We start from the raw sequence: 16,968 nt of genomic DNA on the forward strand, positions 1-16,968 counted from the left end.
CTATTGATTAAAAAACTCTGCAATTTTTTCAAGCCCCAATATAATGAATGTTGGGGTGCCGTTAGGCGTATAGTTGGGTTGGTGACAAGCAAATAGTCGATCGATTAAAGTTCTTAACTCTATACTGTCATTTGAGATTTTTGTTTTGCTGGCGGATCTTTTTGCGATAGATCGAGCCATATTTTCTCGTGTGCTGAGCGAAAGTTCTGATTTATTGAATTTAAACTGCTCCAGCAATCCTTCAAACAACTCTTTCTCATTGATGTTTTTGATGTCGGCTGGTACACCATTAATAGCAACGGTGTTTTTGCCAAACTCTTCAAATTCGAATCCCAAAGCACTAATTTCCTCTTTGAGTTCCATGACCAATGAAAAGTCTGCCGGGTTCATTTCGAAAGTGACGGGAAAGAGGCTCCGTTGTGAGCTTCCGGATTTTTTATGTAAGGTCTCCAGGTACTTTTCGTACAAGATGCGCTCGTGGGCTAGAATCACATCTACCACCATGACGCCAGTTTTTACTTGCTTAAGTACCAACTTCTCGTGCATTAAGATGGGTTTTGCACTAGACTCTTCCTCTTCCAATTCTACCGATTGTTGTACGTTGGCCTCACTTTGGAAAATCATTTGTGGGGTTTCCAAACCAGCTAATTCTTCTCTTCTGATCTCAGCAGGAGAGGGTCTGGACTCATCAATGGCTTGTTCGTACATTTCATCCCAACGGGTGCTTTTGCCTTGTTTGTCCAGAGACTTAAAACTACCGTAGTTTCCTTCGGATTTGCTAGGCGCATTGAAGTGTGAGTTGTCAATAGCCAAATTCTTGAAATTGACATCAGAGCCAAAGTCCAGACTAGGTGTCACGTTGTGTGTGCCTAGCGCTTGTTTGACGGCTGCTTTGATTATGCCATAAACACTACGCTCATCGTCAAACTTTACCTCTGTTTTGGTTGGGTGTACATTGATGTCGATATGTACAGGGTCCATTTCTATGAATAAGGCATAAAATGGAAATTGACCTTCCTGAATCATACCTTCATAAGCTCCTTGTACGGCATGATTGAGGTAACTGCTTTTGATAAAGCGGTTGTTGATGAAAAAGAATTGCTCGCCTCTGGTTTTTTTACAAAATTCCGGGGTGCCAATGTATCCTTGTACTTTCAACCAATGGGTTTCTTCCTGACAAGTGATCAGTTGTTTCTGATAGTTTTTACCAAAAAGAGAGACTATCCGCTGACTCAGTTTTCCAGCCGGCAGTTGGTAAATTTCTTTGTCGTTTTGTGTAAGCGTAAAGCTGATGGCTGGGTTGGATAAAGCTACCCGATGAAATTCATCCAAAATATGTCGCATTTCCACCGGATTGCTTTTGAGAAAATTTCGTCTGGCAGGTACGTTGTAAAACAAATTCTTAACCGCAATGGATGTCCCTTGATTGGCGGAAACAGGTTCTTGTTTTTTGATCTCTGAAGCTTCGATATGGATGAAAGTCGCTAGTTCTGCCTGAGCAGTTTTTGACTTGAGTTCCACCCGAGCTACCGCAGCTATAGACGCTAGTGCCTCGCCGCGAAATCCCATGGTTTTGATTTTGAACAAATCCTCTGAAGTTGAAATTTTAGATGTAGCGTGTCTTTCGAAGCACATTCGGGCGTCGGTTTCAGACATGCCCAGCCCATTGTCTATGACTTGAATTAAAACTTTCCCAGCCTCATTGATGATTAATTGGATGTTTGTGGCTCCTGCATCCACGCTGTTTTCAAGTAGTTCTTTGACTACCGAAGCGGGTCTTTGTACTACTTCGCCTGCTGCTATTTGGTTGGCGATAGCATCTGGTAGTAGATTAATGATGTCTGGCATTAATCTTTGGATTTATTTCTTCCCTTTAATCTGAAATAGAAATAGAGTGGGGATAGTAACAAGTAGATATAAAAGACATCATTGCCATAAAATACCCAACCCACAAATGTGACTAACATAGCGGCTGCAATGAGCATTTGAACTACTGAAGTTTGACTTGATTTCCGCTCTCTTTTCCTAAATGCGGCGCTGATGCTGGAAGCATGTCCGGTATTCAAATTTTCTTTGCCTTGGTTGGCTCTGGCTGCCTTCAATTTGCCTTCGATTTCCTCTTTGATGGGATCATAATACCGCGGTTCGTAGTGAAACTGGCTGAATTTGTTCGTACGGATCAATGAGGGAAATTTCATAAAGTATTCTTCTTTATTCTCAACAAATCAAATCATAAATTACCATTGATGAAAAAAAATGGCACTCTTTATGCAAGGTATGCGTTGGTTAATTATTATATGAATAATTTTCAGTCTAACTACTTCCATCCACCTGTAGTAATACTTTGATTATTCGGTATGCAAACTTACTTAGTTTCTATTTTATTACGGACAAATACAGGTAGAGTTGGTCTTCTTTTTTACCTGCTGTTGATAGGGCTATCGGTATCACCTTCGCTTGCTAGTGTGCCAAACCCGATTGAAAAGGATACTTTGTTCACTCAATGGGCAAAGACAAAATCTACATTGCCCACCATATTCTATGAACTAACTGATTTCAATGACTTTTCTGATCGTGTTGAGGCGGAAAGTTTGATTCGCATGTATGGAATCGGGGGCGTCATCATTCCTAATGGTGATTTGACGGATGTCAAACAGTGGATGATAGAAAATGAGAAGTGGCGAAAGGAGCCGTTGATTCATATCGCTTCTATTGATCAAATATTTGAATTGCCATTTCAAGGATTACCTGCATTTCCAAATCATCTTTCCGTTTCTTGTTATACTGACGACAGCTTGGTTTACCAACTGGCACGAGGCCATGCCCAAGTCTTAAAATCATTGGGTATTGGAATGATCCAAATTTCAAATATTCCGGCTTACTATTCAGACCACGAATGGCGTAAAGTGCAGTTATATTTACATGGTTTGACTGATGCTAAAATCTCTTTTTATTTCAGTGAACTAATTGATGGGAATACTTTACCATATGTTTCGAGCAAGGGTTTGAAGAGTATTTTGATTAGCGCGATGAATATAGAACCAAGCGGAGTCTTGGAAAAGAAGTCAGTCAAAAAATATCAAAAAAAGACCGGAGATCAACGGATCGTATTTCACCGTACCATCGATCACCAAGCTACGCTTAAACAAATCGAAAATGGGGTCGGGTTTACAATCGTATCTAGACAAGACAAACCCCAGTCTTTGGGAAGCTATTTGCTTACTGAAGGTGTGCCGAACAAGGGTTTTTACAGAAATCTGGTGAAAGATTACATTCAACTGTATCATAAAGTAGAAAAAGGAGTAGCCAATACGGATTCTCTTTTGGATTGGGAGAATTTCTTGCAGCGCTTTGAATTAAGGGATATTACATTGACGAAAGACCTTAATAACCTTCTACCTTTTGGTGATTTGAGAGAGATTGAATTTGTGACTATTTCAAACAAATCCTCTTTCGAATTAAGCGTAGCTAAATATAAATCGGCAAAACATTTTTCTCCTTCCATGCTTCAAATCCCTATTGATTCATTGACCCGATTGTTGCCGAAAAATGCCGTTGTTTTGGTGGATTTAACTGCATGGGAGAAAGAAAATCAGGAAGAGATCATGAATTTATGTGATTCACTTAGCGGAACGATTCCTGTTTTGGTGTTCATTGAGGAAAATCCTGAAATCCTTAAAAATTCGAATAGAAAGGCTGCTGTGATTTGGAATCCTGAAGACTCTCAATCAAGGTTGAAGGTCATGGTGGAAATGGTATTTGGTGGAAGAGCCATTTATGGAGCATTATCGGGTTATTTTCAAGAAGATGAAACCAGAAAAGGTATAATTACAAAGGCTACCGGTAGACTGATTTACTCTAATAAGAATACCTCTGACGTCAATCAAAAAGTACTAGATCAAATTGATACTTTGGTTGCCCATGCTATTAGAGAAAAAATGATGCCTGGATGTCAAATCATGATGGTCAAAGATGGTCAGGTGGTGTATGATAAAACCTTTGGGCATTTGACCTATGACAGCCTCACTTCAGTTAGATGGGACCACGTATATGATATAGCCTCAGTGACCAAAACAGTCGCCACTGTACCGGCCTTGATGCAGAGAATGGACAAAGGTAAAGTGAAATTAGATGGATACTTGGGAGATTACCTGTCTGACATCGATACCACCAAGTCGAAGTTGTTGGTTGATGATATATTGACTCATCAGTCTGGATTAAAGTCATACATACCCTTTTGGCGTAATGCTAAATACTTTTCGGACAGTGCCAATTTCTTATACAAGAAACGCAAATGGCGAAGAAAATACTCTTATCATTCAATCAATTGGAATGATTCTATTCAATCCTGGATTACCAGTTCTTCGTACAATAGTTTATCAAACAACGATGGCACTTATCGTTATCTATATAGCGACTTGGGGTTTATGCTGATGAAAGACTTGGTGGAAGAAAATTGCCAATGTGCCTTTGACCAATCTATGGATCGACTATTATATCAACCTATGGGGATGAATTTCACAACTTTCAATCCATTGAACAGGTTTCCCAAAGAACAAATAGCACCAACGGAGGAGGACAAGTATTTCCGTTCGGAGTTGCTACAAGGAATCGTGCATGATAAGAATGCAGCTCTTCTGGGAGGAGTGAGTGGGCATGCGGGATTGTTTTCTAATGCCAATGATTTAGCCAAGTACATGCAAATGCTACTGCAGGGTGGTTCCTACGGAGGAGTGAGATACTTTTCTGATTCTACTGTTCAAATATTTACTACTAAAAAGAATGAAAATGATAGGAGGGCGATGGGATGGGACAAGCCCTATCCATCTGTTGGTAATGCATCAAAATATGCATCAGACGAATCTTTTGGTCATTCGGGATTTACAGGTACACTCGTTTGGGCTGATCCCAAATACAATTTGGTATATATTTTCCTTTCAAACCGAATATATCCCGATCCTCAGAATTATAAACTTATAGAAAGCAATACTCGTACTAAAATTCACAACCTGATGTATGAATCGTTTTTGAATGTCAGAAAGGAAACACGTTCGGGAAGTTGATATATTGTTGCTGATTTTGGGTTGGTAATCTTTAGAAACCTAATTTCGCGACAGCCGAGCCTAAGCATAAACAATAGAAAGAGCATACATGAATATAGGAGTTGTTTGTTATCCAACCTACGGGGGGTCTGGCGTGGTGGCCACGGAACTTGGAAAAGCTATGGCGGCGGAAGGACATAAAGTTCATTTTATTACTTACTCCCAACCCACTCGCTTAGATTTTTTTAATGAAAATCTGTTTTATCACGAAGTAGATATCAAACCCTATCCGCTCTTTCAGTATCCACCCTATGAGATTGCATTGGCCAGTAAGATGGTGGAGGTGGCCAAAAAAGAAAAGCTCGATATATTTCATGTTCATTATGCAGTGCCTCATGCCTCTGCCGCATACATGGCCAGAGAAATATTGAAAATGGAAGAAGTACATGTTCCATTTATTACTACCCTTCATGGTACTGATATTACAATCGTAGGAAAAGATGCCTCGCTTGAGCCGGTGGTTACTTTTTCTATTAATCAGTCTGATGGGATTACAGCCGTGTCAAGTGATTTGAGTAAGGATACTTACGATCATTTTAAAGTAACTAAGGACATTAAGGTTATTCCTAATTTTATTGACCTGGATAGATTTAAAAAACAAAAAAAGGATCACTTCAAAAAAGCTATTTGCCCAAATGGAGAAATGCTGATCGTTCATACTTCTAACTTTAGAAAAGTAAAAAGAGTTCAGGACGTAGTTAAGGTATTCAATGAAATAAGAAAAACTGTTCCTGCTAAATTGTTGTTGGTAGGGGACGGACCTGAGCGGTCTGGAATAGAGAAATTAGCAGAACAGAGTTGCAGTATCGATGATGTTCGGTTTTTAGGTAAATTGGAAGCAGTGGAAGAGGTGCTAAGTGTTTCTGATTTGTTTCTAATGACTTCTGAAAAAGAAAGCTTTGGATTGGCAGCACTTGAAGCTATGGCGTGCGAAGTGCCATTGATCTCAACCAACGCTGGAGGATTGCCGGAGTTGAATGTAGATGGTGTTACTGGATTCTTGTGCGATGTGGGAGATATTGATTCCATGTCAGCCAAAGCCCTTCAGATACTGGATAAGGATAATCTGCCAAAGTTTAAAGCAGCCGCTTTAAAGAGAGCTAAGGAGTTTGAGCTATCAAACATTCTGCCTATGTATGAAGGTTATTACAACCAGGTTATCGAAGAATTCAAAGAGAAAATTGTTGTTAAATAGCCTAATGATAAATGTCATATTAAAAATGAATTGCTCGATTTTGCATTTGTTTTAGGTTTATCGATATGTTTGCAGTTCAAAACTTGATTTAAATTGTTATTCTACCTGTTTCATGGAAAACAAAGCCAAAAACTCCGGTACTGGACAAATTTTTAAGAATCCAATCTTAGAAAAACTAACCAGAACTCATATTTCAATGCCGTTGATCGCTTTTTCTGCGGTTTCCTCCTATTTGATATATACAGGAGCTACTGAATATGGTTTGAACGCAATTTCATTGATTCTGCTTTTCTTGGCGGGAACATTTGCTTTTACCTTTGTCGAGTACCTGATGCACAGGTTTTTGTTTCATATGCCAGAAACAACACCTGCAAGAAAAAAGGTGGTATACACTATGCATGGCGTACATCATGATCATCCGAAAGACAAGGATCGATTGGCCATGCCAGTACCGTTAAGTTTGACTATTTCATTTTTATTCTTCTGGTTTTTTAGAATGATCATGGGTGAACTAGTTTGGGGCTTCCTTCCTGGTTTTTTGATGGGTTATGCAGGATATCTTTGGATTCATTTCATGATTCATGCTTTCCAGCCACCAAAAAACTTCTTCAAGTTTTTCTGGGTACACCACGGTATTCATCATTATAAGCAGCCACAACGAGCTTTTGGTGTGACTACACCGATATGGGATTTGGTATTCCGAACTATGCCTACCAAATAAGTATTAAGATTTCTTTTCCTTTTTAGGCTTTTTGGGTTTAGGCTCGAGAATCATTTTGAACGTAGTATCTCTGATGAAGAGGATCATGTCCTGTACTAACGTGGCAAATATGGGTCTACGTCCTGCCATTTGTATTTGCTAATTTTTACTTAGTAGCGAGCCTCATTAAATTTATTAAAATTATACCAACATTAAGTGGTTAATCCAGTTTAATGTTACGAGTTTTAATAAGACAAGAAGCAAATGATAGGCTACAGATTTACCGAATATATTCCTGAAAAAAAGGAGTCAGGCGACACCTTTGATAATCTATGGAATATTTTCAGAGAGTTGTTGCTGATTACTTCTGGAGATCCGAATGAGGCATTAAGTTGGTTGACTAATCTCGATAAGCAATACAACATTACCAACGAGAATTATGGAATCGGAGATTTCATTGAAGAGTTAAGAGAAAAGGGCTACCTGGATGAAGAGCGCAAAACCGGGAAACTAAAAATCACTGCCAAGACTGAAAATGATTTCAGGAAAAATGCGCTTGAAGAGATATTTGGTAAACTCAGAAAATCTGGAAAAGGAGACCATAATACCTTCATATCTGGGAGAGGAGAGGAGAAGGGAGTGGATATTCGAGATTTTCAATTTGGGGATTCTCCAGATAATATCTCAATAACTGACAGTTTACGTAATGCGCAGATCAATCATGGTTTTGGTGAGTTTATGCTCACTGAAGATGATCTGGAAGTAGTGGATAATGAATACAAGACACAAACTTCTACGGTGTTGATGATTGATATCAGTCATTCCATGATTTTGTATGGAGAGGACAGAATCACCCCAGCCAAGAAAGTAGCCATGGCACTTTCGGAGTTGATTCTAAGTAAATACAAAAAGGATACTCTAGATGTGATTGTGTTTGGGAATGATGCCTGGCAGATCAGTATTAAGGATTTGCCTTATTTGAGTGTAGGGCCATATCACACAAATACGGTTGCAGGTTTGGAACTGGCCATGGATATTTTGCGCAAACGTAAAAACCAAAACAAGCAGATTTTTATGATTACTGACGGTAAGCCGACTTGTATGAAAGTAGGTATCAAGTATTATAAAAACAGTTTTGGACTGGACCCGAAAATACTCAAGAAAACGATGAACCTGGGAGCTGCTTGTCGTCGACTGAATATCCCTATTACTACTTTCATGATTGCGTCAGATCCTTACTTGAAGCAGTTTGTGAAGGAATTTACAGCAGTAAATAATGGTAATGCTTATTACAGTGATTTACAGGGGCTTGGGCATTTGGTTTTTGAAGATTTTAAGAAAAATAGAAGAAAGAATTTATAAATGGCGAAAGGATATATAGACTTAACTGTCAATGAAAAATTGGCAATTACTACATTAGGTCAACTTAAAGCAGCAGGTTACGAGCCGCAGTCCATTAAAGACGAATTGAGAGCAAATTTAATCTCTGCGATACAATCAGGTAAGAATGTATTTGAAGGCATTTGGGGCTACGAAGACACGGTGGTTCCAGATATTGAACGCGCCATCTTATCACGACACAATATCAATTTGCTGGGGCTTCGTGGTCAGGCCAAAACACGGATTGCAAGGATGATGGTGGGACTATTAGATGAATGGGTGCCTTTTGTCAAAGGCAGTGATTTGAACGATGACCCACTTCAGCCGTTGGCGAGATATGCCATCGACTTGATTGCGGAGAAAGGAGATGACACACCAGTCAGCTGGTTGAATCGTGAGGATCGATTCACTGAAAAATTGGCTACTCCAGACGTGTCAATTGCCGATTTGATCGGTGATGTGGATCCGATCAAAGCGGCTACTTTGAAATTGCCCTATTCAGATGAACGTGTGATTCATTATGGACTAGTACCTCGTTCTCATCGCGGCATTTTTGTGATTAATGAATTGCCTGATTTACAACCAAGAATCCAAGTGGCCTTGTTCAATATTCTGCAAGAAGGTGATATCCAGATTCGAGGTTTCAAATTGAGGCTGCCGTTGGATATTCAATTCGTGTTTACAGCCAATCCCGAGGACTACACCAATAGGGGAAGTATTGTTACCCCATTAAAGGATCGTTTGGGAAGTCAGATCATTACTCATTATCCAAAGACGGTGGAGACAGGCTTGAAAATTACGCAGCAAGAGGCCGCTGTGGCTAAAAATACTTCTGGTGATATTGTAATAAATGAATTGGCCAAGCTACTCATAGAGCAAATTGCGATAGAGGCCAGAAGTAGTGAGTATGTAGATGTGAAGAGCGGGGTTTCAGCTCGACTTACCATCTCGAGTTATGAAAACCTGGTGAGTGCAGTGGAGCGTCGCCTCTTGAAGAATAAAGAAAAAGAAGGGCATGTTCGTATTGCCGATTTTATCGGAATTATTCCATCTATTACTGGTAAGATCGAGCTGGTGTATGAAGGAGAGCAGGAGGGAGCTGGTATTGTAGCTCAAAACCTAATAGGAAAAGCGATTCGAACTTTGTTTGTGGATTATTTTACTGATCCGGATCAGGTGAGGAAAAATCGTGAGATGAAAGACCCTTACAAGCCAATTGCAGATTGGTTTGGTAATAGCAATATGATTGACCTGTTGCATGACTACTCGCAAAAGGAGTATAGAAAAGAGTTAAATAAAATCCCTGGTTTGGCGGATTTAGTAAAGAACCAGATCAAGGATAATAAGGATGAGAATTTTAAATATTTTTTAATGGAGTTTGTCTTGTTCGGGTTAGTGGAATACAGCTATCTCAGCAAACACCCATTGGAAAATGGAATGAGAATAGACGATTTATTAGGAAGTATGATTTCGGGTTTTACTGATCCGGGGGAAGATATTGATGACCAGCCGTAACGGAATGATTGGTAAACCGTCCTAACAGAAATAAAGCATATGTCTGAAATAATTAAGACCACTGAAATAGGCAGAAAATACGTGATGGGTGCGGAAACGATTCATGCGCTCAAGACGATAAGTATTTCAATCAAAAAAGGCGAATATGTCGCGTTTATGGGACCATCGGGTTCTGGTAAGTCTACTTTGATGAATATCATTGGGTGCCTGGATACGCCAAGTGCTGGTACATACATCTTAAACAATCATGACGTCTCTGACCTGGATGAAAACGAATTGGCTGAGATAAGAAACAAAGAGATTGGCTTTGTATTTCAAACATTCAATTTGTTACCGAGATCAACTGCCTTAGAAAATGTGGCACTGCCATTGGTCTATGCCGGCATGGGTAAATCCGATCGGGAGGAGCGCGCGCTTGAGGTACTAGAAGGTGTAGGGTTAGCAGATCGTGCTTTGCATAGACCAAATGAGCTCTCCGGTGGTCAAAGGCAGCGAGTAGCCATCGCCAGAGCATTGGTAAACAACCCGAGTATCATTCTGGCAGATGAGCCTACCGGGAATTTGGATACCAAAACTTCCTATGATATCATGGAATTGTTTGAACAGCTTCACTCGCAAGGCAATACCATCATTATGGTAACCCACGAAGAGGATATCGCACAGTATGCCCATCGTATTATTCGTTTGAGAGATGGGGTGATCGAAAGCGACGAGAGGAATATAGATATTAGAAAAGTAGCTCCAGTCGAGGAAGTAGAATAGTTTATTAACTCGACTAAAGCTTATCTCAGTAGCTTACCTGGCTACTACAAAATCTGCTAACCTGTTGAATACAGATCCCCAGCCATTGTAGAAGCCCATTTCCTCTTGCTGTTTGCAATATTCTTCTGTGGCATGTACACATTTGAAGGTGAATTTGGTTTGTTCGCCATCGGCTTCAAAGTAGGCTTGTATTTCCACTCCTTCAGTCATGGGTTTGAAGTCTGCGGTTGAGCAGATCTTCTCCATTTCAACGATTGCAGTATAGATTCCTTCAGCGATAAATACATTGCCATCAGGCATGGTCATGGCGTATTCCCATTCGCCTCCCACTCGAAAGTCGTGTTTGTTCACTTTGGTTTCCATACCTTCTGGGCCCCACCACTGAGCGATATGCTCTGGTTTGGTCCAGGCTTCCCAGACCAAAGAGATCGGGGCGTTAAATGTACGTTCAAGGGTTAGTGTGCGGTTGGCAGCATCGTTTGATTCACTCATGGTTTAGATTTTTCTGTTTGAAGTTTATTTAAGTACTTTTCAAAAGAGTCAAGTTTATTCTCCCACAATTCGCGGTACTGTTCCATCCATACAAAAGCAGGAATTAACGTTTTCGGTTGGATGATACAGTATCGCTCTCGTCCTTTTTGTTTGATATCAATAACATCGCATTCCTTTAGAATTTTCAAATGTTTGGAAATCGCTGGTCTGCTCACATCGAATTGTTCAGCCACTGCATTTACAGTTAGAGCGTTCTCTGCAAGTAGCTCTATGATGTCTCTTCTTACCGGATCGGCTATGGCCTGAAATATGTCTCGTCGCATTCTAAAAGTAACCGTTTGGTTACAAATATAAATGTAACTAATTGGTTACGCAAATAATTTTCTCCAAATCACAAAATTGCTATATCATAGCAAAATGAATCGTTCGATTACGCTCTTGCTGCTTATTTTGACCATGCTCTTTTGGGCAGTCAATTTTCACGTGACTAAGATTGCTTTAGCTCACTACTCTCCAATGGCAGTGGCCTTCTGGCGATTCTTGTTTGGGGTAATTATCCTGATAGGGGTGATGGCCATACAATACGGCAAGGGTTTGATGAAAGTCAGAATATCTCTTCGATCTTTTGGCTTGATCTGTCTAGTGTCTTTTTTCGGAATCTTCCTGACCATTTACTTCTTTAATAAAGGGCTGCAAACGGCCAGTGCGGTGAGTGGGTCATTGATTTTGGCAACCAGTCCGATCATGACGGCCATTCTGGCTTATTTTTTCCTTAATCGAAAATTCTCATCCATTCAATTAGGCGCTATGGCCATTAGCATCATAGGTGTGGTCATTCTTTTGGTGAAAGGAGACTTTTCTAAGCTTTTGGAAATGGAACTGGAAACCGGGGATCTATATATACTAGGTATGGCGCTGGTGTTTTCACTTTCTCAAATTATTGTGGACAAATATCTGTCAGGTGTCAATTCGATCTTGATGACTACCATTAGCGTTATTATCGGGTTGTTAATGTTTACAGCAGTATCCACACCAGAACTCATGACTACTCCATTACCGATGGAATGGTCTTTTTGGATAAGTGTCAGTTTTATGGGGATACTCGGCACAGGCGTAGGATACGTAGCTTTTTATTATGCCGTGGTCAAATTAGGAGCTACTACCACAGCTCTTTATGGCAATTTGATTCCTTTCTTTACGGTGATGCTGGCTATTCCTTTTGGTGAAGAAGTTTTCACCTCGCAGCTGATCGGAGGATTAGTGATTATCAGTGGCCTGTTGTTATTTGGGCAAAGTAAAAAAGGATGATATCTCAATAAATACTTCAGTTGCCAGTTTGTACGCTTGTACGCTCTTTTCTCGAAGAACTGTTTGACTTAGGGTGGCTAGCTATTTATATAAAAGTTAGTGGTATTTGATGCATTAATATTTTCATAGCTAAACTTTTACGCCATTAATTTCAGATAGTTGATTTTAACTTCAATAGCGTTTATTTAGTGTTATAGCTTTGTATTCATGAGTGACGGTTTATTGTCCAAGAGGTCTCGTGACAATAATCCCAGGGCTTGATGGGGTTTGACCAACAACTTGTTTTGATAATCCAATTCTTAGCCTTTGATTATCAGTTAGCGGTTGTTTATCATTATTTCTATGGGCAATGCTAATATTGGTGTGTGGTATTATTCCTGTATATGTCCAAACATTCGGATTATTTGGCTGAGGCTGTTGAAATAATGCCGGATTTAACCCATTACTTTGTATTCTTAATAATCTATCTGCAGTACCTGAAACCGCATTGGTACTGTTACTTGATAACCAAACAACACCTCCAGACCCCTGTAATCCATCAGTTTTAATTCTTTCAAGACCCTCATGATGTAAAGCATGAAATAAAAATCGTGGAACAACAGTTTGTTGTGGAGCTACTTTAGGAGCTAGTTGAATGATATGTTTTGGTTTACCATTCGCCAATTCCTGAAGCTTTCTTTGTGCAATAACTTCAGGCCGATTATCTTCAATCTGAAAAGTAGGCTTATTACTGTTCTGTTTTTTTTGAGAAATCTCAGTCGCAACCGATTGACTTTTGTTTTCTTGTGTTTTGTCAATGAAACTGTTCATGATTTATTCTTTTCAGTTTTTGGTGAATTGCTATAATGGCTTGAATTAACGTTCGCCTTAATGGCATTCAATGTATCAATGGTTGTCAAAGGCTATAACAATATCAGATGTGCTTTGAATCCACATTGAGTATTTATAGCAGGTCCAGTTGCTTTGTTAAAATTGATTCAATCTGAGAAACCCAACCTCTTGCCAAAATATGGTCTGGATTCAATTTCAAACACAATTCAAATTTTGGAATTGCCTCATCAAACTTGTTTAAAAAGTATTTACATAGCCCCATGTTATAGAAGGTAATGTCGATTTCTCCAAAGTGATTGATTGATTTTTGATAATAACTTAGTGCTTGCTCGTATTCTTTTATTTCCTGAAGGTAAAGAGCAATATCTGTAAACGTATCTATTGCCTTTGGAAGTTGATAGAAGTTTGCTTCAATTTCCGGTAACTTTTCTTTTAGGTTTTCAATATCACATTTTGGTGCACCTTCCATACGAATTTGCTGAATAATTGTATCTCTGCAACTGTTAAAAACCCAAGTGTCCCATTTCGTAGCTTCCAAAATAGGTATGATAGCGTTCAAGCTTGTTAACCCTCTTGAAAAATCGTTATTCAGAAAGACACTATTTATGGTTGCATGCCCAAAAGAATTGAGATTTGTTTCTAGAGCTAATGATGTTTCTGGCAACTTATTAAAATGGGTATTACTGACAAATGAACATGTAGTAAGTGATTGTTCGGTAAACTGAGAAAAACCATCGCCACCGATACATTTAAAGAACCTATCAATGGCATTGAAATTCACGGAAAGAGAAAAGCAATTATCATGAAAAACAAGTTGAGGTTCTTCAGACTGGAAAACATCAAGATGCTTAGAAAAACCTTTGTCGGAGCTCAAAAGGAAGATATTGTTATTTGATATATTTAAAAACGTTTGAATGCACATTAAACTGCCAACAGGAAAAAGAAGGTATTGATTGTCAATTTCATCGGTATACTGATACAAGACATCATTCAAGACATTATTCTTATAATAAGGCAATTCCACCTTTTCAAAATCATATGTAAGATGCAATTGATCCAACTTGCTAATTTTTTCATCTATAAAATTATCGCTGCTATTAGTGATTTTACATAAACCTTGAAAAAGTTGGGAATCCTTTACTTTAAAGACATCTTGCCGTAGGGAGTCAAAACAATAATTGGAAATTAATACCAAGGGGTTAACAGGCTTCAAGTGGCTGTTCACATCGATTGTAATTTTTGATTCAGTCAATACTAGCCCTTCAGATATTTCAGCATCAAAAAAGGAGAAATCAAGGTATCCAGCGTCCAAAAAGAGTTTAAAAGCCTTCTGTTTTTGCCAAAACTGAATATTTTCCTCAATAATATCAGTCATCACATATACTGGCTTTATTGGTATCGAGAGCTTTTCTTTTAATTCAATAAATTTATTTAGGAAGTGAAAACTAAAAGTTCCTGAACCTGCACCAAGTTCAACTATATAAAGGGGGTTATTACTATTGATATTCCCATTGTTCAACCCATCTATTATGTACCTTGCTATAATATTTGCATAAGAATTGGCAATATATGGGTTACTGGTTACATAAAATGGAACTTTATCAACCCAGGCATTAATGTTTTGTTCCTGGTAATAATTTCTTTGGTAATCCCACAAATGCGTTTGCGAGAGGGGTACACCTTCATTGATGAGTGTGTCTTCGGTTTTGTATTGTAAATTGTTCATCTTGACGTTTACTATTTTAATAATTCACCCTATCCAGTTATTTCTTTTCCAGCAATGGCGGGAATAGGGTAATGAGTAATTAACTGCCAGCCTGTAGCGGGGGGGAGAGCCGTAACATCCATTATTCCAGGTCTTCTAACAGTTAATGTTGCCTGAGGTTGGGCAGCAGCTTGTGCAGGAAGTTCACCTCCTCTGGTATGCCACAGAGGATCAAGTGGTTTTCCTGCTGCTTTTGCTGCAGCCTTAGCAGCCGCGAGAGCTGCTTTTGCATTTGCAGTTAATTCAAAGGCTCTTCCAAATGGAGCTTTTTGAGGATTCTTAATTGCATATCCTCTCTGCGTTGATTTTACCAAATTATTTACGGCAGTTGGTATTCCTAAAGGAGCGGCATTCATTGCTGCAAAGTTCAACTCATTGTAAAGTTTGATAGGAATTCTAGTTCCTCCTCCAGCAGCAGTAGCCAAATGATTATTATTCGTTTTTTCAGCTTTCAAATTTTTATATGTTGTGTTAACTACCTTTTTTGCTGCATTAAAACCAGGTGTTCCTCCAGTAGGAATTAGAGCATTCCAGCTAGCTGTATGAGCTGCAATCAAAGGTGTAAAGGCAGCATCAGTTGCTAATCGGGCATTATTTAATTCCGTTGTAGCATCAGTCATTGAATCGTTCATTTGCACGTCATTATCGAATCGTGAGCTGGTATCAGATGTTGCATTGTCATCTGCTCGATCTTGTTGTCGAATTAAACGGTCAATTAACGCTAGATCTGATAAGTCAGCTCCATGCCTAACTTGTGGATGACCTCCTGTTTGAGCATCGCGTGATTGTGCAATTTGAGCACGTTCTTCGGCAATCATGCGCTCTAATGTGCCCAAGTGGGCCATTACCTTCATTACTACACTTCCGGGTTCAATTTGGTTAACAGGGTGGTTTCTTCGAAAGTTATTTATTTCACCTTCTACGATATTTAGTTTTACTGTTCTTTCATCTAGGTTAGCATCTGTTCGAATACTGGCGTAGGCCTCTAAACTTTCTTTTAACTGTTTGGCAGGGTTTTTAATATACCCACTTGGTGCGCTCCATTCTTTATTTACCCTCAATGAACTTGGAGTTCTTTGGACAACTGAATTTGAATTATTCAATGTATTTGAGTTTTGGTGCCAATCAACTTTTCTTTGAACAACACCGTTTGCAACTATTTTTTCTTTAACTGGATTAATAAAATTCATCTGTATTGCCTTCGCCCCCATCACATCCGCTTCTTTCTCCAATCCGACATCATCATTTACATTTACTTTCCCTTTCATTTGCAGGGTAGGTTTAACCCGCCCTTGCTTCTGCTGCACCACATGCCATGCTTCATGAGGTAAATGTTTTTCTTGTCCTGAGGCTAAATGAATCTCCGTTCCTTGAGCATAAGCATGAGCATTGAGTTGAGCAGGCTTAGCAGAATTGTAATTGACTTTTACATCATTCATAGAGTAACCCGACAGACTTTCAATACCAGATTTGAGATTATCAGGCAGGCCTGTGTTGTTTCTCTTTTTTTGGATAGGGTAGGTGGGAGATGGATTATTGTTAGCTAGTTCTTGAATTTTTTTCAATTGGTGCGTTTCAGGACGCTTGTCCACAAATTGAAATGTCCCCCTTGCTATTTTCTTCGATTTGGTGACAGACTCAGCAATTGTTTTTTTGCCCTCTTGATTTTTTATAGCATGTGTTTTCACCTATACTTATACCAAAAAGATAAAAAGGTTACCCACCTCATTCATTCATAGAAAATGTTAGGGTTTTAGTCGTATTGGTAATCTGCTAGTTTGAATTTGGTTTCTCCAATTATACCGTACATCTTTTTTGTTAGTCCGCTCCGATAGTGGGAGTATTCGTATCCGTATTCTGTGATTTCAGTTGTTGCTTTCTGAATATCAACTTCTCGCTTATAAATAACTTGATTCAC

At 39.1% G+C, this 16,968-nt stretch carries 14 protein-coding genes; 7 read left to right on the top strand and 7 right to left on the bottom strand.

Translation table 11 applies throughout. The features are described from left to right. Positions 1–1,848 carry a DNA mismatch repair endonuclease MutL gene (mutL, locus tag R8N23_RS09130; RefSeq protein ID WP_318171282.1) on the bottom strand — a complete coding sequence of 616 codons (1,848 nt, stop codon included), beginning with the start codon at positions 1,846–1,848 and terminating at the stop codon, positions 1–3. After that, the gene (locus R8N23_RS09135) at positions 1,848–2,198 is read right to left on the bottom strand and encodes a hypothetical protein (protein ID WP_318171283.1); all 351 of its coding nucleotides are present in this window, start codon (positions 2,196–2,198) and stop codon (positions 1,848–1,850) included. The genes mutL and R8N23_RS09135 overlap by 1 nt, the downstream gene beginning before the upstream one ends. Positions 2,199–2,357: 159 nt before the next feature. On the opposite strand from R8N23_RS09135, the gene R8N23_RS09140 reads away from it, so the two are divergent. The 6 genes from R8N23_RS09140 (at position 2,358) to R8N23_RS09165 (ending at position 10,654) form a co-directional block, all read left to right on the top strand. Continuing rightward, positions 2,358–5,063: a serine hydrolase domain-containing protein gene (locus R8N23_RS09140; protein ID WP_318171284.1), complete on the top strand. Its 2,706-nt coding sequence runs from the start codon at positions 2,358–2,360 to the stop codon at positions 5,061–5,063. Positions 5,064–5,151: 88 nt separating this feature from the next. Beyond that, entirely contained in the window at positions 5,152–6,297 is a 1,146-nt protein-coding gene (gene bshA, locus R8N23_RS09145) for an N-acetyl-alpha-D-glucosaminyl L-malate synthase BshA (protein ID WP_318171285.1), read from the top strand. 112 nt (positions 6,298–6,409) lie between these two features. Continuing rightward, positions 6,410–7,018 carry a sterol desaturase family protein gene (locus tag R8N23_RS09150; protein ID WP_318171286.1) on the top strand — a complete coding sequence of 203 codons (609 nt, stop codon included), beginning with the start codon at positions 6,410–6,412 and terminating at the stop codon, positions 7,016–7,018. 243 nt (positions 7,019–7,261) lie between these two features. Next, positions 7,262–8,359 carry a vWA domain-containing protein gene (locus tag R8N23_RS09155; RefSeq protein ID WP_318171287.1) on the top strand — a complete coding sequence of 366 codons (1,098 nt, stop codon included), beginning with the start codon at positions 7,262–7,264 and terminating at the stop codon, positions 8,357–8,359. Continuing rightward, the gene (locus tag R8N23_RS09160) at positions 8,360–9,892 is read left to right on the top strand and encodes a sigma 54-interacting transcriptional regulator (RefSeq protein ID WP_318171288.1); all 1,533 of its coding nucleotides are present in this window, start codon (positions 8,360–8,362) and stop codon (positions 9,890–9,892) included. A gap of 39 nt (positions 9,893–9,931) precedes the next feature. Next, positions 9,932–10,654, top strand: coding sequence for an ABC transporter ATP-binding protein (locus R8N23_RS09165; protein WP_318171289.1), 723 nt, complete (start codon positions 9,932–9,934; stop codon positions 10,652–10,654). A gap of 33 nt (positions 10,655–10,687) precedes the next feature. Here R8N23_RS09165 and R8N23_RS09170 read toward each other — a convergent pair whose 3' ends face one another. Beyond that, positions 10,688–11,146 (bottom strand): SRPBCC family protein, encoded by a 459-nt coding sequence (locus tag R8N23_RS09170; protein ID WP_318171290.1) that lies wholly within the window; start codon positions 11,144–11,146, stop codon positions 10,688–10,690. Continuing rightward, positions 11,143–11,469, bottom strand: coding sequence for a metalloregulator ArsR/SmtB family transcription factor (locus tag R8N23_RS09175; protein ID WP_318171291.1), 327 nt, complete (start codon positions 11,467–11,469; stop codon positions 11,143–11,145). Before R8N23_RS09175 ends, R8N23_RS09170 begins: the two co-directional genes overlap by 4 nt. Before the next feature lie 94 nt (positions 11,470–11,563). Here R8N23_RS09175 and R8N23_RS09180 point away from each other — a divergent pair, with 94 nt between their 5' ends. Then, on the top strand, positions 11,564–12,454 hold the full coding sequence (locus tag R8N23_RS09180; RefSeq protein ID WP_318171292.1) for a DMT family transporter: 891 nt from the start codon (positions 11,564–11,566) through the stop codon (positions 12,452–12,454). 219 nt (positions 12,455–12,673) lie between these two features. Here R8N23_RS09180 and R8N23_RS09185 read toward each other — a convergent pair whose 3' ends face one another. From R8N23_RS09185 to R8N23_RS09195, 3 genes are all read right to left on the bottom strand, one after another. Further along, positions 12,674–13,264, bottom strand: a complete 591-nt coding sequence (locus tag R8N23_RS09185; RefSeq protein WP_318171293.1) for a hypothetical protein — start codon at positions 13,262–13,264, stop codon at positions 12,674–12,676. A gap of 133 nt (positions 13,265–13,397) precedes the next feature. Further along, positions 13,398–15,011: a hypothetical protein gene (locus R8N23_RS09190; protein ID WP_318171294.1), complete on the bottom strand. Its 1,614-nt coding sequence runs from the start codon at positions 15,009–15,011 to the stop codon at positions 13,398–13,400. A 29-nt stretch (positions 15,012–15,040) separates the two neighbouring features. After that, the gene (locus R8N23_RS09195) at positions 15,041–16,738 is read right to left on the bottom strand and encodes a DUF4157 domain-containing protein (RefSeq protein ID WP_318171295.1); all 1,698 of its coding nucleotides are present in this window, start codon (positions 16,736–16,738) and stop codon (positions 15,041–15,043) included. Positions 16,739–16,968: the final 230 nt, after the last annotated feature.

The sequence above is a fragment of the Reichenbachiella sp. genome (assembly GCF_033344935.1).
GTDB lineage: Bacteria > Bacteroidota > Bacteroidia > Cytophagales > Cyclobacteriaceae > Reichenbachiella.